This window comes from Streptomyces lunaelactis (assembly GCF_003054555.1).
GTDB lineage: Bacteria > Actinomycetota > Actinomycetes > Streptomycetales > Streptomycetaceae > Streptomyces > Streptomyces lunaelactis.
This window is the reverse complement of the sequence record NZ_CP026304.1, coordinates 585,972-602,184: the sequence shown is the minus strand read 5'-3', so window position 1 is coordinate 602,184 and position 16,213 is coordinate 585,972. Positions and strand designations below refer to the sequence as shown.

The following is a 16,213-nucleotide window of genomic DNA, read 5'->3' as shown; positions in this document are numbered from 1 at the left end:
CGTGAGTTGCTGGCCCGTTCATACGCGCTTCCCGTAACTCCGGGGTGGTCCCCGGATATCCCCGGAGTGGTCCCCGGAGGCTCAAGCGATCGGCATATCCGGATAGTGCGTTTTTTGCACTGTGTTTACACTTTCCCCCTGGGTGTCCATGGGGTCAAGCGGGGAGCGGACCGGCCTCTCGTGGCCGGGTCACGTGTCCGACCACCCGTACGGTGGCGCCATGTGCCCGATCCCCGATCCGGCGCCCACAGCCTCCAGGTCATGGTCGGCCACCCTCATCAGCTGCCCGGCGATGTCTCTCATGGCCCGGCTCGCCGCGAGTTCGTCGCCGATTGCCGGGACGTCCACGTCCTCCGGGTTGCAGCGGGCCACCCCTTGGCCGGTGAGCGTCGCGGTGCCGGTGTCCAGCACCGCCTGGGCCCTCGTCGTGCCCTCCTCCTCGGACAGGAAGAGACGGACCTTCCACTCCAGTGTGCGAGTCATCGCGCACCTCCTCGCCCGCGGCCGTACTGCGCCGCCGCAGCACGCTCCTTCTCCCAGCATCCACCCACCCGGGCCCGGTCGCGTGCCGGCCGCACACCCAACCTGGAGGGTGGCCATCCGGGGGATCTCCCGGATCCGACACGACGCGTCGCGCCGGGAGCCGCGGCCAGGCGGTTACGTTCGCCGGAACGAAGGCGTTACGCGGGGTGACCAGGCGCCCGGTGACCGCCGGTCCGGGAGGTGAACGGTGGGGCGCACGAACGGACAGGCCCGCCCGGCACGGGCGCGCGGCAAGGCATCGCCGCGATCCGCCGGTCGTGGCGCCGCGCGGCGGCTGCGGCTCCTCACCGTGCTGCCGCTACTGGCCGGACTGCTCGCCTCCTGCGACTCAGGTGAATCCGGCCCCGTCCGCCTGAACTGGTACAACTTCCCCGACGACTCAGGGGCCCTGGCCGGCGCGGCGGACAACTGCAGCCGCGCCTCGGGCGGGCGGTACCGCATCGAGTACAACAAGCTCCCGCGCGGTGCGGACGGCCAGCGTCAGCAGCTCGTCCGCCGCCTCGCCGCGGAGGACAACACCATGGACATCCTGGGTCTCGATGTCACCTGGGCCCCGGAGTTCGCCGAGGCCAAGTGGATCCTGCCGTGGACGGGCAGCAATCGCCGCAACGCCACGGTGGGCACCCTCGAGGTGCCGCTGCAAACGGCGACGTGGAAGGGCCGGTTGTACGCCGTCCCGTACAACACCAACACCCAGTTGCTGTGGTACCGAAGCGACCTCGTGCCGAAGCCCCCCACGACCTGGGCCGAGATGCTGACCATGGCACGCGACCTCGCCGAGCAGGGCAAGCCGCACTACGTCGAGATCCAGGGCGCCCAGTACGAGGGGCTTACGGTCTGGTTCAACACGCTCGTCGCGAGCGCGGGCGGCTCCATCCTCAACGCCACGGCCACGGCACCCTCGCTGGGCCCACCCGCGGTCCGGGCGGCCACGATCATGCGCAACCTGGCCACCTCACCCGCCGCTGACCCCTCCCTGTCCAACCAGATGGAGGACCAGAACCGGCTGGCCATGGAGTCGGGAAACGCTGCCTTCGAGCTGAACTACCCGTTCGTCTATCCGTCGATGAAGGCGAACAAGCCCGATCTGTTCAAGAGCTTCAAGTGGGCGCCGTACCCCGGAGTTGACCCCGGCAGGCCCTCGAAGCCCACCATCGGCGGCATCGACCTGGCCATCGGCGCCTACTCGCGCCACCCGGACCTCGCATTCGAGGCCGCCCTGTGCCTGCGCAACCGCCAGAACCAGATGGCCGCCGCGCTCGAAGGCGGACTGCCGCCCACCCTGCGCGCGCTCTATTCCGACCAGGCACTGGTCAAGAGCTACCCGTTCGCCGCGGATGTCCTCTCGGCACTGGAGAACGCGAGCGTCCGCCCCCAGACCCCCGCCTACCAGAACGTGTCCATCGCGATCTCGCACACGCTCTCCCCGCCCTCGGCGATCCAGCCCCGGAGCGACATCGAGAACATCGGCAGCCAGATCGAGGACGCCCTCGAGTCCAAGGGGCTGATCCCGTGAACACCCCTACCCCCGCCACATCAACGGCCCCGGCCCCCGGCGGGACCGAGGCACTGTCCGAGGGCGCACGGCAGGAGCGACGGCTGGGCTGGCTGCTGTGTGCGCCCGCGGTGGTCGTCATGCTGGCCGTCACGGCCTATCCCATCGGCTACGCGATCTATCTGTCCCTGCAGCGCTACGACCTGCGTTTCCCGGGCCAGGCGAAGTTCGTGGGCTTCAGCAACTACGGGGCTGTACTCTCCTCCGATTTCTGGTGGGAGGCGTTCTGGGTCACGCTGTTCATCACCGCCGTCTCCGTGGCCGTCGAGCTCGTCCTCGGGTTCACGCTGGCGCTGGTCATGCACCGCGCCATCTTCGGCCGGGGGGTCGTGCGTACCGCCATCCTGATCCCCTACGGCATCGTCACTGTGGTCGCCGCCTACTCCTGGCAGTACGCCTGGACTCCGGACACCGGCTATCTCGCCGCACTGCTGCCGTCCGGTGATGCCCCGCTGACCGAGCAGTGGCCCGCCATCGGGCTGATCATCCTCGCCGAGGTGTGGAAGACCACCCCGTTCATGGCGCTCCTCCTGCTGGCCGGACTCGCCCTGGTGCCCGAGGAGACGTTGCGCGCCGCCATGGTCGACGGTGCGTCCGCCTGGCAGCGCTTCGCTCTGGTCACGGTGCCGCTGATGAAGCCGGCCATCCTGGTGGCCCTGCTGTTCCGCACGTTGGACGCCTTCCGGATCTTCGACAACATCTACATCCTGACCTCCGGCGCTCATGGCACGGGCTCGGTGTCGATCCTCGGTTACGACAACCTGTTCACCGCGCTCAACCTCGGCATCGGATCGGCAATCTCCGTGCTCATCTTCATCTGCGTGGGCGTGATCGCCTTCGCCTTCATCAAACTCTTCGGGGCTGCCGCTCCCGGCGCAGAGGAGACGGGACGCTGATGGCCAGCGCAGGCAAGAGGCACATCACCGGCTGGGCCATCGCCAACACCGTGGTGATCGCTTATGCCCTGTTCCCGGTCTGGTGGATCGCGGCCCTGTCGTTCAAAGAGCCGAGCACCCTCACCGACGGGAACTTCATCCCGGAGAAGTGGACGCTGGACAACTACCGCGGCATCTTCGACACCTCGGAGTTCACACGTGCCCTGATCAACTCGATCGGTATCGCTCTGATCGCCACAGTGATCGCCGTTGTGCTGGGCACCATGGCCGCCTATGCCGTGGCGAGGCTGCGCTTCCCCGGCAAGAAGCTGTTGATCGGCATGTCCCTGTTGATCGCGATGTTCCCGCCGATCTCCCTGGTGTCCCCGCTGTTCAACATCGAGCGCATCCTGGGGATCTTCGACACCTGGCCGGGGCTGATCATCCCGTACATGACCTTCTCCCTCCCGCTCGCGATCTACACCCTCTCGGCGTTCTTCAGGGAGATCCCGTGGGATCTGGAGAAGGCGGCCAAGGTCGACGGGGCCACGCCCGCCCAGGCCTTCCGGCTGGTGATCGCGCCGCTGGCAGCGCCGGGTGTGTTCACCACCGCGATTCTCGTCTTCATCTTCTGCTGGAACGACTTCCTGTTCGCGATCTCCCTCACCTCGACGACAGCGGCCCGCACCGTCCCGGCGGCGATCGCCTTCTTCACCGGGAGCAGCCAGTTCCAGCAGCCCACAGGTTCGATCGCCGCCGCCGCGGTGGTCATCACCATTCCGATCATCGTCTTCGTGCTGCTGTTCCAGCGGCGCATCGTCGCCGGACTGACGTCCGGGGCCGTCAAGGGCTGACCGGCAGCAGCCGACCGTCAGGACAAGGAGCACCGACCGTGGCCGAGATTGTTCTCGAGGGCATCACCAAGAGGTATCCCGACGGCGCCCTGGCCGTACGGGACGTCAACCTCACCGTGGGCGACGGGGAGTTCGTCATCCTGGTCGGGCCCTCCGGCTGCGGCAAGTCCACGACGCTCAACATGATCGCCGGGCTTGAGGACATCACCGACGGCACCCTTCGCATCGGCGACCAGGTCGTCAATGAGAAGGCGCCCAAGGACCGCGACATCGCGATGGTCTTCCAGAGTTACGCGCTCTATCCGCACATGACCGTGCGCGAGAACATGGGCTTCGCCCTTCGCCTGGCCAAGGTTGACAAGGCCACCGTCAAGAGCAAGGTGGAGGAGGCCGCCCGCATCCTCGCCCTGACGGATCATCTGGACCGTAAGCCGGCGAATCTCTCGGGTGGACAGCGTCAGCGCGTCGCCATGGGCCGCGCCATCGTCCGCAATCCCAAGGCCTTCCTGATGGACGAGCCGCTGTCCAACCTCGACGCCAAGCTCCGGGTGCAGATGCGGACGCAGATCTCCCGCTTGCAGCAGAGCCTGGGCACCACCACGGTTTACGTGACCCACGACCAGACCGAGGCGATGACGCTGGGGGACCGCGTGGTCGTCATGCGCAGCGGTGTCGTCCAGCAGGTCGGCACTCCGCAGCATCTCTACGACGCGCCACGCAACCTGTTCGTCGCCGGGTTCATCGGCTCGCCCGCCATGAACTTCCTCCATGCCACCTTGGAGGAGAACGCCCTGCGCACCATCGTCGGCGATATTCCCCTGGCCGCCGACGTACGTCGGACTCTGGAACGCCAGAACGCGCCCCGGGACGTCATCGTGGGTCTGCGGCCCGAAGCCTTCGAGGACGCCGCACTGGTCGATCCGGCCCGGGCGGGGACGGGGACCACCTTCACCGCCACCGTGGACGTGGTGGAGTCCCTGGGTTCGGACGTTTACGCCTACTTCGCCGAGGAGGACTGGCAGCCGACCTCCACCTCGGAACTGGAGGAGCTGGCCGCCGATTCCGGCATCGCTGAGACTGGGGGCAGTGGCCACCAGGTCGTCACGCGTCTCAGTACCGGGACGCAGGTCCGCGAAGGCAGCCGGGCCGAACTGTGGGTGGACACCTCGAGGATCCACGTCTTCGACCCGCGCAACGGTGCGAACCTCACCCACCAGGAGAACAACGGCGGGTGAGCCGCGGTTCCCGGTGCCGCTGCTCTCAGGCTGCCTTCGCGGGAAGGCGCAGAGTCGCCCAGACGGTCTTTCCCTGCGGCGGCGTGAGGGACCAGTGCAGGCTGTCGCTCAGGGCGCTGACGAGGTTGAGACCTCGTCCGCCGGAATCTGAGTCGTCGGGGTTGCGCTGACAGGGCGGGGTGGAGCTCGGGTCGGAGACAGCGCAGACCAGATCACCGGGGCGCAGGAAGATCCCGAGCCAGAGAGGGTATTCGGACGCGTCGGGGGCCGGTTCCAGCGCGTGCCGGACGGCGTTGGTGACGAGCTCGCTGACGACCAGGGTGGCGTCGGGGACGAGGAGTTGCAGCGCCCATCCGTTGAGGGTGACCTCGACGAAGCGTCGTGCCTGCGGAGCGTTCTGCAGCTGACCGTCCAGACCGCAGGCGGCGAATCCGGACGTGTTGATGCCCTGGTCCAGGCCCCGCTCTCGCTCCCGCTCACTCGAACGAGTTAATCGGAAGAGCGGTTCGGCGCCGGGTTCGCCGACATGGAGCCGGGATCCCTGCCTGGTGCTTGTGCTCAATGAGGCTGACAAGTGGGTGGTCACTGGTCGTGTCCCCCTGGGGGCTTCGGTCGTCAGTGATGCGGCAGCAGCCGTGGGACGAGTATGGTCACCCTCGGCCGAGAGTACAATTGCATCTGGGATTGCAGTCGTTGGAGTCGGACGTCAGTGAACGTACGTACGTCGAGGGGCTGTTGCAGTGGATCATTTCTTCAACGGTATGAAGGCCGGCGCATTGAGCCCGGTGACGTGGACCAAGAGCAGTCACAGCAACGCGACGGGGAACTGCGTGGAGGTGGCGGCGCTGCCGGGCGATCGGGTCGCGATTCGCAATTCCCGTGACCCGCACGGTCCGGCTCTCATCTATACGCGCGAGGAGGTTGCGGCGTTCGTCGCGGGCGCCCGGAGCGGTGACTTCGACTTCATGATTGGCTGAAAAGGGTCGCAGGAAGGACGCGTTCGGCATCGCCTGGTGGTGAGTGCTGGATACTGGCGTCTTCCCAGAGTCCGCAGGAGCGAGCGATGGCCGCAGCCGATCCGAACCCCTCGTTGTTCGTACGGCCGCTGGGTGCGGTGGAGAAGAATCCCACCGCACTGAAACTGATCCTGGGCGGCAAACTGCGCGAGCTCCGCTCCGTCGCTGGGCTCGACCCCGCGGACGTCGACGTCCGGCTGGGTTTCTCGCGGTCGAAAACAAGCCGAATCGAGCTGGGCAGGAACGGCTGCAAGGCGGCAGATGCTCTGGCTCTTCTCGCTCTGTACGAAGTGACCGGCGAGGAGCGCATTGCGGAGTTCCTGCGACTCGCCCAGCAGTCGCGGCAGGCGGACTGGTGGCGCTCCTACAGTGACGTCCTGTCCGACTTCTTCACCCCGCTCGTCGCTCTCGAAGGAGCCGCTGAGCGCATCCGCACCTACGAGCCGTTCTATGTGCCGGGCCTGCTGCAGACCTCCGCCTATACCCGTGCGGTGATCAAGGCCGGGCCCGGCCACCTCCTGACGCACGAGGCCGAGCGGCGGGTCCGACTGCGCCAGGAGCGACAGCGGCAGCTCGACCAGCCGGATGCCCCGCACCTGTGGGCGGTGCTCGACGAATCCGTCCTGATGCGCGCCGTCGGTGGCCCGGAGGTGATGCGCGCACAGCTCGAGCATCTCGTGGAAATGATGCGGCGCTCCCGAGTCACGGTGCAGATCGCCCCGCTGGACGTGACAGCCGCGATCGGAGTCGGCACCGGGGTGACCTATCTGCGTTTCGCCTTGAGCGACTTGAAGGACGCCGTGTACATCGAGCACCTCACGGACTCGACCTTCAACCAACGCCCCCAGGTCGTCGAGCAGTACCGGGACATGCTCGACCGCCTCGGCGCATGCGCCCTCACGCCCGCTCAGTCGCTCGAGGCGCTGCGCGAGCGGATCGACAAACTCTGAGACAGCGTCCGAATCAGTAACGGCCCAGACGGCGCGCCCAGTTGGGGCACTCCTCCTGGGCCGTCCAAGTCAGGACAGCTGGTCGGCTACCGGAGCCGGCCGACGCCGCCCCACTCGAGCCACTCGTCGGTTTCCTGCTCGGGAGCCAGATCAGTGTCGGGCCGCCAGGTGGAAACCTCGACCAGGCCCGGCTCGAGAATCTCCAGGCCATTGAAGTACTGCACGACTTCCTGTTCCTCGCGCACCCGTCCCCAGTTGCCGCCGGTCGCCTCAGCCATGAAGTCGGTGACGAACTTCCGGATCTCCGGACGGTCGCTGACGAGCTGGCACACGACCAGGAAGCTACCCGGTGCCAGACGCTCCGCGACGCTCCGTACGAGGCCGGCCGGATCGGACTCGTCCGGGATGCAGTGCATCACCGACACGAACAGTGCCGCGACCGGTTGACTGAAATCAATCAGTCGTGTTGTCTCCGCGTGACCAAAGATCTCGTCGGTGTCCCGCATATCGGCCTGGATGACCGCGGTACGGTCGTTCTCCTCCAGCATCGCCCGACCGTGCGCCAGCACGATGGGGTCGTTGTCGACGTAGACCACCCGTGAGGCGGGATCAACGGCCTGGGCGACCTGGTGGACATTGTCCCGGGTGGGAAGACCTGACCCGTGGTCGATGAACTGGCGCACTCCGTACTCGGCCGCCAGCATCCGCACCACGCGCTGAAGGAACCGGCGGTTGTTGACAGCCAGCGTCTTGGTGCTGGGAACCTGCTTCAGCAGTTCCTCGCAGGCCTCGCGATCCGACTGGTAGTTGTCGTCGCCCCCCAGAAAGTAGTCGTACATCCGCGCCACGCTCGGCACGGTCGTGTCGATGGCGCTCGGGCGCAACGACTCCCCTTGCATCCAGTCCTCACCCGCGTATGTCGAAATCAGGTCCTGTGAGACGACCATGCTAGGGATGGCCAGGACGGCGGCATAGGCCACGCATGGGAGGAACGGGGGCGCACGATGCATTTTCAGCCACGCTCGGCGTCCCGCTCACCCGCGTCGACCGGCCGCTCCGCGCCGAAACGGCAACGGAGTTGAGTCGCCGTCGGACCGTCAGTGCGTGGACGTGGGCTGGACCTGAGTCGCCCTGCCTCCGCCGGCAGCCACCTTCAGCTCCTCCTCGGTCAGGGGCGGTTTCGTCAGGGGCTTCCGGCCCGGACCGCGCAGGGCTGCCACGATGATGTCCGGCTGCAGCCACGAGGTGACGGGCTCGGACATGGTGATGACGCCGAGGAAGGCCCGGGTGGCCCGGGCGCGGCCGGTTGCCGTACGGACAAGGCGGTTGACATAGGCGTTCGCGAGGGCGGTGCCCGGTCTCGGCTGCCTGCCCACGGCGTCCGGGTAGAGGATGTCCTGGGAGGTCGCCAGTTCCCATGCGAGGCCGGCGGGACGGGCGATGGCCCGCTGGATACGACGCGAGAGCCCCCGTACACCGAGCGCGTTCCGGCGCAGGGCGTTCCGCAGTGCAACGAGGCCTTGCGCTGCCACGGTCATCCCCTGACCGTAGAGCGGGTTGTACGTGGCCACAGAGTCGCCGACCACGATGAAGCCGTCCGGCCATGCGGAGGCCTTCTCGAAGTAGTGGCGGCGGTTGACGGTGCTGCGGGACAGGGTGACCTCGTCCGAGAGGGGAGTGGTCATCGCGATCAGCTCGCCGACGACCGGGTGCCTGAGGGAGCGGGCGAAGGCCTCGAACTGGTCCGGATCACGGGAGGGCTCACCTCCTCGCGTACCCGAGAGCGTCACCAGCCAGCGTCCTGACTCGACGGGCACGATCGTCGCTGTCCGACCCGGCACCGGGTCGCCGGGGTTGGACTGAACGTTGACGATGGGAAACGTCTCGCTGCCCTCGGGCGCCTGGTAGACGCGGCTGGCATACACCAGGCCGGAGTCGACTTCCGCCTCCTCGATGTCGCCCACGCCCAGTTCCCGCAGCCATTGCGTGGCTCGGGAACCGCGGCCGCTCGCGTCGAGGACGAGGTCGGCGCCGACGGTGAGTTCGCCCCCGTCGGGAGTACGCACGCGCACGCCCGTCACCCGGCTCTCATCGCCCTCCAACGCGTGCATTTCGTAACCCTGGAGCAAGGAGACGCCCGGGAGTTCGAGGACGTGCTCGCGTACGACCCAGTCCAGCAGATCGCGCGTACAGGCGATCATGTACTGCATCTCCGGCCAACGCGGAAGCCAGCCCTGAGCCGTCATCGACACCAGGCCCGTCGGCAGCGGGATGCGCCGGGCTCCTGCCGCCAGCCAGCGGTCGGTGATGCCGGGTATCAGCTCCTCGAATGCGCGGGCGCCGCCGGACCACAGCACATGCACATGCCGCGCCTGGGGAAGCGACTTGCGTGGCTCGGGCCCCTCGGGCAGTGCATCGCGCTCAATGACCGTGACCTCGTCGGTGAAGTCGGCCAGGACCGCCGCCGCGAGCATGCCGGCCATACCGCCGCCGATGACCACGGCACGGCGAGGCTTGGAGGAGGGGGCGGTCTGGGTGGGGCGCGTCATCGAGTACTGCTCTCTGAGTAGGTGGCCGCTTCCTTGCGTGCAGCGGCGACGAAGGGGGAATGGAGGGCGCGTGAAAGCTGCACGAGCCGCCCGCGTCCTGGGCCGAGTGCCGCTGTCAGCGCGACTGCTCCGGCCGGGACGCGGCTTTCGGCCTGCGGGTCCGGCTCCGGCGTCCTGGTGCTCGCTTCCACGGCGGCAACCACCATGGCTGCCGCCCCCACGACTTCCGCGTCCTGGGGCGACGCGTGGCTGTCGATCGCTGCGTCGTGCGCGCGTTGCCGGACACAGTCGTCGAGGTGCGGCTGGAGTTTGAGCAGTTCATCGTGGATGACGGTCTCCCGCACAGTCAGACGCATGTCGGGAGCGGCCCACCAGGGGATCTGCGGCAGCGGGGCGTGGTCTCCCGGGGTGGCTCGCAGCTGCCGCCACAACGGGCCGAGACGCAGATAGGTGATCCAGGCGTGACAGACATCGCTGATCTGCGGGCCCAGGAGCGGCAGCAGGAAGCCGACGGTCACGATCAGGCCGCCGGCGGCGACGATGGGCGGTGCCAGTGTCGTGCTGAGGGCGTCCCAGTCTCTGCCCGTCCACCGGGCGACGACCGCGGTCAGTTTGGCGAGGCCGAAGAGCAGGTTGAGCACGAATCCGATCACGAGCACGACCAGGCCCACGCGAAGCCAGTCCCCGACGGCACGAGCCCAGCGCACGCACAGGGCCGTTGTGACGACGGCGGAGACCATGTGCGCCACGAGATAGGTGACGATCATCTCCCGGATGAACGGCGTGGTGGCGTAGTAGGTGTCCAGGTCACGGAGCCGCTCGACCGGTGCGTCCCCCAGTGCGAAGAAAACGGGCAAGGCGATGATGGCCGCGGTGTAGCCGGCGATCCACCTCCGCGAACTGCGCCGGACCGTTTCGTCGGGACCGCCCCGCCAGTTGACGATGAGCACAAGGCAGGCACAGCTGAAAGCGCACATGACGCAGTAGACCAGCGGACCTGAGAAGTTCGGGATTCCCGTGAGGTCGTTGACCGCCTCGATGGTGGGCGGAGCTGCGAAGAAGAAGCAGATAGCCGCGGCAAAGACCAGGAAACAGACCGAACGCACCAGGGGACTTCGCCAACCGCGCCTCAGCGCGGGCAGTTTGGCAACGAAAGCGATGCCGAGTGCGACGGCGGGAAAGTAGTAGTCAGAGTTTCGCACGGGTCAGCCCTGGCGATGCCCGAGCGAGGTCTGGATCCGCTTGGCCAGCCCACTGCGGGGTGCCGCGCTCTCCGTCCCCTCCACCCATGTGCGGAGATGAGCTCCCAGCTCCATGCCGAAGAACTCGGCGTCGGATTCCTCCGTCTGCCGGAAGTCCGTGCGTGCGGCCGCGTTCTGCAGGGCGGAGTTCATGTCAGCGCCATCCTCGAGGAGACTGGCGGCCACGGCTGAACCAGTCTCGTGCTGTCCGCAGTGACCGGCGATCATGTGCCACACCTCATGGCCGAAGATGACCAACTGGTGCCAGGGGCTCGTCCTTGCCTGGATGCAGATGATGTCCCGGTCGGTCATGTCCAGGTACAGGCCGCTGGCCGTCCCTGGCGGGAAGTCCACCAGGTGGTACGCCACCGGCCTGCCGCGACGCTTGCTCAGGTGCTCACAGAGAGCTTGGAACACCTCGTCGGGCCTGGACGGACCGGCCAGCTCGAGAGCACCCGCCAGTTCGTAACGGAGCTCGCGCATGGTGCCCCTTGTGCTCACTTCACTCCCCAGGCTGCCGGGCTGTCAGGACGGTACTGATGGTCTCATCGGACCATGTCCCACTCTAGGCACTGCGGTACGGATCGGCTCCGGAGTGTCAGAGCCTGATGGGGGGCGAATCGCGCACAACCGGCCAAGATCGGAACGCGCCTGACCCCGCGACACATATTCGGCCTCCGTCTGCCTTCGAACGGGCGGAGGCGGTGGGGGACGCTTCCGGCCGGCTGCTCCGCGGGCCGGAGGGCATCGATTCACAGCTCGTCTCGCGGGCTGGTTCCCCGTTGACACTCTCCGTGTTCGGACGCTAACTTCTCGCGTCGTCGCCACACCAGGAGCACGAGGCTCCTCGGGACTTGCGACGCCGAAGGACGCTCTCCAGTTGACGACAGCGACCGAAATCGAGATTCAGTCCTGCACACCGGTTGCGAAAGCGGCCGAAGTCTTCGAGATCCGGCCCTACACCCCCCATTGCCAGGTGATCTGTGCTGAGGGTGACCATGCCGTGATCGGTGTTTCGCCGGGCAACAGCTACTTTTCAGCCCGGCGCATCACCGATCTCGCCCAGTGGGGCATCGACCACTTCAACCAAGTCGACTTCGTCTATACCGACCTCCACGTAGCCGAAATGTACGAGACGCTCGGCTACACCCCCGATGACGCCCGCCGCAAGGCTGTCAAGAATCTGCGCGGTGTGCGGGCCAAGGTGACCAGCGCGGTCGAGACCGCCGGTCCCACGGGCGGGAGGCTCAGAGCCCATGCCATGTCGGATTTCGTGGGCAATCCGGCCTACCGGAAGATCCATGACCACATCTGGACCCTTCTGGACACGGATGCGGAGTTCCGCCAGACCTGCGACACGCTCGTGGACTCCTTCCTCTCCTCCAAGGTCCTGGACGGGAAGGCCGGCACCGACCGGCAGCGCGAGGTGTGCCTGAAGTACATCTGCGCGGAGGCCCCGTTGTTCCTGGACACCCCCGCCATCCTGGGAGTTCCTTCCTCCCTCAACTGCTACCACCAGCTCCTGCCGATGGCCGAGATGCTCTACGCGCGCGGGTCAGGACTGCGCGCCTCCCGCAACCAGGGCCATGCCATGGTCACCCCCGCAGAAGGAGACTCCGATGCCCGCTGAGACGCTGCCCGACCGGCCCGCAGGGGCGCTCCTCGACTTCCCGTTCTCCTGGCGGGGCGACGAACTGCCGCACGAGATAGAGGAGTTGCGCAACGAGCCCGTCAAGCGGGTCCGTACGATCGCCGGCGACGAGGCGTGGCTGGTGTCCTCCTATCCGCTGTGCAAACAGGTCCTTGAGGACAGGCGGTTCAGTCTGAAGGACACGTCGGCGCCGGGTGTGCCGAGGCAGTACGCGCTGACGATCCCGCCGGAGGTCGTCAACAACATGGGCAACATCACGGGGGCGGGGCTTCGCAAGGCGGTGCTCAGGGCGCTCAATCCGAAGGCTGACGGCCTGGTGGAGTGGATGCGGTCGTACGCGTCCGGTCTGGTCGACGCCCTGATGGACCAGGGGGCGCCGGCGGATCTGAGGGCGCACTTCTCCAACCCGTATGCGGAGGCACTGCACTGCCGGATGCTCGGCATCCCGCTGGAGGACGCTCCCCGCCTGGCCGCGAGTCTGGACATCGCGTTCATGAACTCCGCCTGCCCGGTCACCGGCGCGAAGCTGAACTGGGACCGCGACATGGCGTACATGGTGGAGCGACTGGACGACCCGTCCACCACCGGGCTGATGGCCGAAATCGCGGCGCTGCGTCAGGACGAGGAGTACGCCCATCTCACGGACGAGATGCTCGCCACGGTCGGCGTGACGATGTTCGGCGCGGGGGTGATCTCGACCTCGGCGTTCCTGACGATGGCCGTCTTCTCTCTCCTCCAGCACCCTGAGGTGGCGGCAGAACTGCGCGAGGACCCCGGCAAGATCCCCGCGGCGGTCGATGAGCTGCTGAGGATCAACCTGTCGATCGGTGACGGCCTGCCGCGACTTGCCCTCGAAGACGTCACGCTCGGGGACGTAGAGGTCAGGAAGGGCGAACTGGTCCTGGTCCTCGTCGAGGGCGCCAATTTCGACCCCGAGGTGTTCGCCGATCCGCACCGGATGGACGTCGGCCGTGAGAACAGCACGGCGCATCTGTCCTTCGGGGGCGGTCAGCACTACTGCCCCGCCACCATGCTGGGCAAGAAGCACACGGAGATCGCCCTGGAGACGCTGCTCGAGCGGATGCCGGACCTGCAACTCGCGGTCCCCGTCGAACAGCTGGTATGGCGGACCGGGTTCATGAAGCGGATGCCCGAGAGGCTCCCCGTCATGTGGTAGCCGCCTGATGCGAAGCGCCTCGCCCTTCCCCCGGAGGAAGGGAAGGGCGAGGCGATCTTCGTGCCTGCGGGCTAGGCCCATCGCATGCTGATGGCGGACAGCTGTTCCGCGCGTTCTGGTGGCAGTTTCGCGGCTCTGCTGCGGGCGTTGGCGACCCAGGCACCCAGCTTGTACTCAATACCGCCGACGGCCTCGATGTGTTTGCGCGGGACGTGCAGGTGGCCCTCCCGCTCGAAGTACTGTTTGGCTGCGGCAAGGTTCGCCGCCCACTTGTCGCCGTGGCTGCGCTTCGGTTTGGGTGTGTCGTCTTCGGTCGCGGGTTCGATGCCGAGGACCTGCTCGAGCATCCATTGCTGTGCGGCTGTGAGCTGATCCCATCCGACGCGTTGCGCCTGAACCCACTGCCCCAAGTCCTCGCCCTGGATGACGACGTCGCCCGGGGCCAGCGGCAGTGTTCCGCCGGCCTCGGTGTGTTGTCGGGTGAGGCGGAAGCGGCGTTGCCAGGCGACTGGCCAGGCCGGGCACCAGGACGGGTCGATGTCCTCCAGCGCCCGGTGCCGTTCTTGTGACAGTTCCCCGGCCGATGACGGGACGGGCAGTCCCTCGGCGCGCCGCTGCTCGTTCTCCCTCGCCCGGCGTGCGGCGGCTCGCTGGTTCTTGAGCCAGACGCCGACCGGCGCCCCGTTCCATGTGGCCTCGACGGGTGCCAGGAGGTGGCCGTGTTCGGCGGCCCAGCCGCGCGCTGCGGCGAGGCCTTCGTCGAACGCGACGTCGAAGTGCGACCAGATCATGCCGAGGGCGTCGAGCTGCCCGACGCGGTCCTCGTCCAGCCGCCCCTGTCCGTACATACGTCGGGCGTCGGCGATCCATTGCCCGAGCGGGAACCCGGCGAGCGGGGCCGGCCACCCGTGCGTGTCCTCGGGGGCTTTGAAACCGAACGGTACTTTCAGATGGCGGTGGTGGCGTACGTAGACGAGGGCGGTCTCCATCCCGCGCCGCCAGTGCTCCTTCTCCGGGTTGAGGACACGCAGTTCGATGAACGCCGCGAGGTGCGCCGGATCGCGGGGCGTGGAGAACTTCAGCAGGCTTCGGGCGGCCGCGCTGACACCCTCGGGCGCCTCGCCCTCCTTCTCGCCGGCGGTCTTGGCGACGGGCTGGTACCCGCTCGGGGCCTGCGGCTCTGCCAGCGTCTCCACGACCCGGGCATCGTGTGCGCGAAGGGCCTCCAGCAGTTTGGCCAGTGCCCCGTAGGACTTCGACGTGAGCATGGTGTCGGGCGTCTCGCCCGGTGCGAGCAGCACCGGCACCACGAGGGAGGCCACCTTCCCCTCGCCGGGCTTCATCCGCAGCGCCCGGCCCACGGCCTGGACCAGGTCGGGCATAGAGCCGCGCAGGTCCGCCCAGAACACAGAGTCGCAGTTGGCGGTGTCGACGCCTTCGCCCAGCACCTTCACGGAGCTGAGGAACGCCTTCTCCACCACGGTCCCGTCCGCGGCGATCCCTGAAGCGAACTCGGCCAGCACGTCCCGCCGGTGGAGCGGCCTGTGCTCGCCGTACAGCCAGTTGGCCCAGATCGTGCGCGGGTACAGCTCCGGATCGTCTGCCCACAGCTGCGCCGTGATGCCGGGGAGGCCTGCTGCGAAGGCCTCGGCTTCTTTGGTGAGGTGGTGGAAGACGAGGGTGCGTTTCAGGTTCTCCTCCGACGCTGCTTTCACCAGGGCGGTCTGGAGGGCGGCGAGCCGGGCGCCGCGTACGGCGTCGGAGCGCCCGTCCGTGCCCAGGAGCACCGCGGCCTGGAAGGCGGTGTCGGTGACGTCGACACAGACGACCTGGTACGGGGCGACGATGCCGCGGTCGATCGCGTCCGACAGACTCAGGCGGTAACAGACGCTCCCGAAAGCCCCGTTGGGGTCGTCCTCCATCGAGGCGACCAGTTCACCCGGCCCGCGGCTGCCGGCCTCGCCCTGCCCCTCGTTCTCCTCCCCGGCCTGCCACAGGCGCGGAGTCGCGGTCATGTAGAGGCGCCGAGCCGACGGGATCCGCTGGTTGTCATGGACGATCGCCCACGGCTTCCCGATCCGGCCCGAGGTGCGGTGTGCCTCGTCCACCACGATCAGGTCCCAGCCGCGCAGGCCGGCCTGGTGCGCACGCTCCAGCGTGCCGAGCCCGAGTGAGGCGTAGGTGGCGAACACCGTCACCCGCTCTAGGCCCCGGCACCACTCCACCAGCTCGTCCACGTCCGTGGTGCTGGCGAAACCCACCTCGTCCCCGCGCAGCGAGGACACCCCGAGCACCGGACCCGTACGGCCTCCCTCGCGCCACGCCTTGACGCTCTGGGCGAGCAGGTCCAGCGAGGGCACGAGGACCAGCACACGACCCGCGCGGAGCTTCTCCGAGCCCTGCGCGGCCACGAAGGTTTTCCCGGACCCGGTTGCCATGATGACTTGAGCGCGGAGCCCCTCTGCAGGCATCCGGGTGGATGCCGGCCTCTCGAGCGCCCGGACGACGGCGTCGACGGCTTCGATCTGGTGGGGGCGTAGTTTCACGCGCTTGGTTTCCTCGGTTGC

Annotated in this window: 15 protein-coding genes; 8 read left to right on the top strand and 7 right to left on the bottom strand. The window is 67.7% G+C overall.

Annotation, left to right across the window (positions count from 1 at the left end; genetic code table 11):
* Positions 1-189: 189 nt before the first annotated feature.
* Complete coding sequence (locus tag SLUN_RS02740; protein WP_108146993.1) at positions 190-483, bottom strand: DUF1876 domain-containing protein; 294 nt, start codon at positions 481-483, stop codon at positions 190-192.
* A gap of 247 nt (positions 484-730) precedes the next feature.
* Here SLUN_RS02740 and SLUN_RS02735 point away from each other — a divergent pair, with 247 nt between their 5' ends.
* The 4 genes from SLUN_RS02735 to SLUN_RS02720 are packed head-to-tail and all read left to right on the top strand — an operon-like array spanning position 731 to position 5,062.
* Positions 731-2,059 carry an ABC transporter substrate-binding protein gene (locus SLUN_RS02735; protein ID WP_257153639.1) on the top strand — a complete coding sequence of 443 codons (1,329 nt, stop codon included), beginning with the start codon at positions 731-733 and terminating at the stop codon, positions 2,057-2,059.
* Complete coding sequence (locus SLUN_RS02730) at positions 2,056-2,994, top strand: carbohydrate ABC transporter permease (protein WP_108146992.1); 939 nt, start codon at positions 2,056-2,058, stop codon at positions 2,992-2,994. The genes SLUN_RS02735 and SLUN_RS02730 overlap by 4 nt, the downstream gene beginning before the upstream one ends.
* Positions 2,994-3,827, top strand: a complete 834-nt coding sequence (locus SLUN_RS02725) for a carbohydrate ABC transporter permease (protein ID WP_108146991.1) — start codon at positions 2,994-2,996, stop codon at positions 3,825-3,827. The genes SLUN_RS02730 and SLUN_RS02725 overlap by 1 nt, the downstream gene beginning before the upstream one ends.
* Positions 3,828-3,865: 38 nt before the next feature.
* Positions 3,866-5,062 (top strand): ABC transporter ATP-binding protein, encoded by a 1,197-nt coding sequence (locus tag SLUN_RS02720; protein WP_108146990.1) that lies wholly within the window; start codon positions 3,866-3,868, stop codon positions 5,060-5,062.
* Between the two features lie 25 nt (positions 5,063-5,087).
* Here SLUN_RS02720 and SLUN_RS02715 read toward each other — a convergent pair whose 3' ends face one another.
* Positions 5,088-5,624, bottom strand: a complete 537-nt coding sequence (locus SLUN_RS02715; RefSeq protein WP_254710353.1) for an ATP-binding protein — start codon at positions 5,622-5,624, stop codon at positions 5,088-5,090.
* 199 nt (positions 5,625-5,823) lie between these two features.
* On the opposite strand from SLUN_RS02715, the gene SLUN_RS02710 reads away from it, so the two are divergent.
* Complete coding sequence (locus tag SLUN_RS02710; RefSeq protein WP_108154472.1) at positions 5,824-6,039, top strand: DUF397 domain-containing protein; 216 nt, start codon at positions 5,824-5,826, stop codon at positions 6,037-6,039.
* A gap of 86 nt (positions 6,040-6,125) precedes the next feature.
* Positions 6,126-7,028, top strand: a complete 903-nt coding sequence (locus tag SLUN_RS02705) for a helix-turn-helix domain-containing protein (RefSeq protein WP_108146989.1) — start codon at positions 6,126-6,128, stop codon at positions 7,026-7,028.
* Between the two features lie 86 nt (positions 7,029-7,114).
* Here SLUN_RS02705 and SLUN_RS02700 read toward each other — a convergent pair whose 3' ends face one another.
* The 4 genes from SLUN_RS02700 to SLUN_RS02685 all read right to left on the bottom strand — a co-directional run bounded on the left by SLUN_RS02700 (position 7,115) and on the right by SLUN_RS02685 (position 11,301).
* Complete coding sequence (locus SLUN_RS02700; RefSeq protein WP_108154471.1) at positions 7,115-7,927, bottom strand: SAM-dependent methyltransferase; 813 nt, start codon at positions 7,925-7,927, stop codon at positions 7,115-7,117.
* Positions 7,928-8,125: 198 nt separating this feature from the next.
* Complete coding sequence (locus SLUN_RS02695; RefSeq protein ID WP_108146988.1) at positions 8,126-9,577, bottom strand: FAD-dependent oxidoreductase; 1,452 nt, start codon at positions 9,575-9,577, stop codon at positions 8,126-8,128.
* Positions 9,574-10,779, bottom strand: coding sequence for an MAB_1171c family putative transporter (locus tag SLUN_RS02690; RefSeq protein WP_108146987.1), 1,206 nt, complete (start codon positions 10,777-10,779; stop codon positions 9,574-9,576). The genes SLUN_RS02695 and SLUN_RS02690 overlap by 4 nt, the downstream gene beginning before the upstream one ends.
* Before the next feature lie 3 nt (positions 10,780-10,782).
* A complete protein-coding gene (locus SLUN_RS02685; protein ID WP_108154470.1) occupies positions 10,783-11,301 on the bottom strand; it encodes a toxin-antitoxin system, toxin component in 519 nt (172 codons plus the stop codon).
* Between the two features lie 397 nt (positions 11,302-11,698).
* Between SLUN_RS02685 and SLUN_RS02680 the strand changes: the two genes are divergently transcribed.
* Both SLUN_RS02680 and SLUN_RS02675 read left to right on the top strand, forming a co-directional pair.
* Positions 11,699-12,448, top strand: coding sequence for a cyclodityrosine synthase (locus SLUN_RS02680; protein WP_108146986.1), 750 nt, complete (start codon positions 11,699-11,701; stop codon positions 12,446-12,448).
* Entirely contained in the window at positions 12,438-13,646 is a 1,209-nt protein-coding gene (locus SLUN_RS02675) for a cytochrome P450 (RefSeq protein ID WP_108146985.1), read from the top strand. The genes SLUN_RS02680 and SLUN_RS02675 overlap by 11 nt, the downstream gene beginning before the upstream one ends.
* Positions 13,647-13,717: 71 nt before the next feature.
* Here the strand turns inward: SLUN_RS02675 and SLUN_RS02670 are convergent, their stop codons facing one another.
* Entirely contained in the window at positions 13,718-16,192 is a 2,475-nt protein-coding gene (locus SLUN_RS02670; RefSeq protein ID WP_442759031.1) for a helicase associated domain-containing protein, read from the bottom strand.
* Positions 16,193-16,213 lie beyond the last annotated feature (21 nt).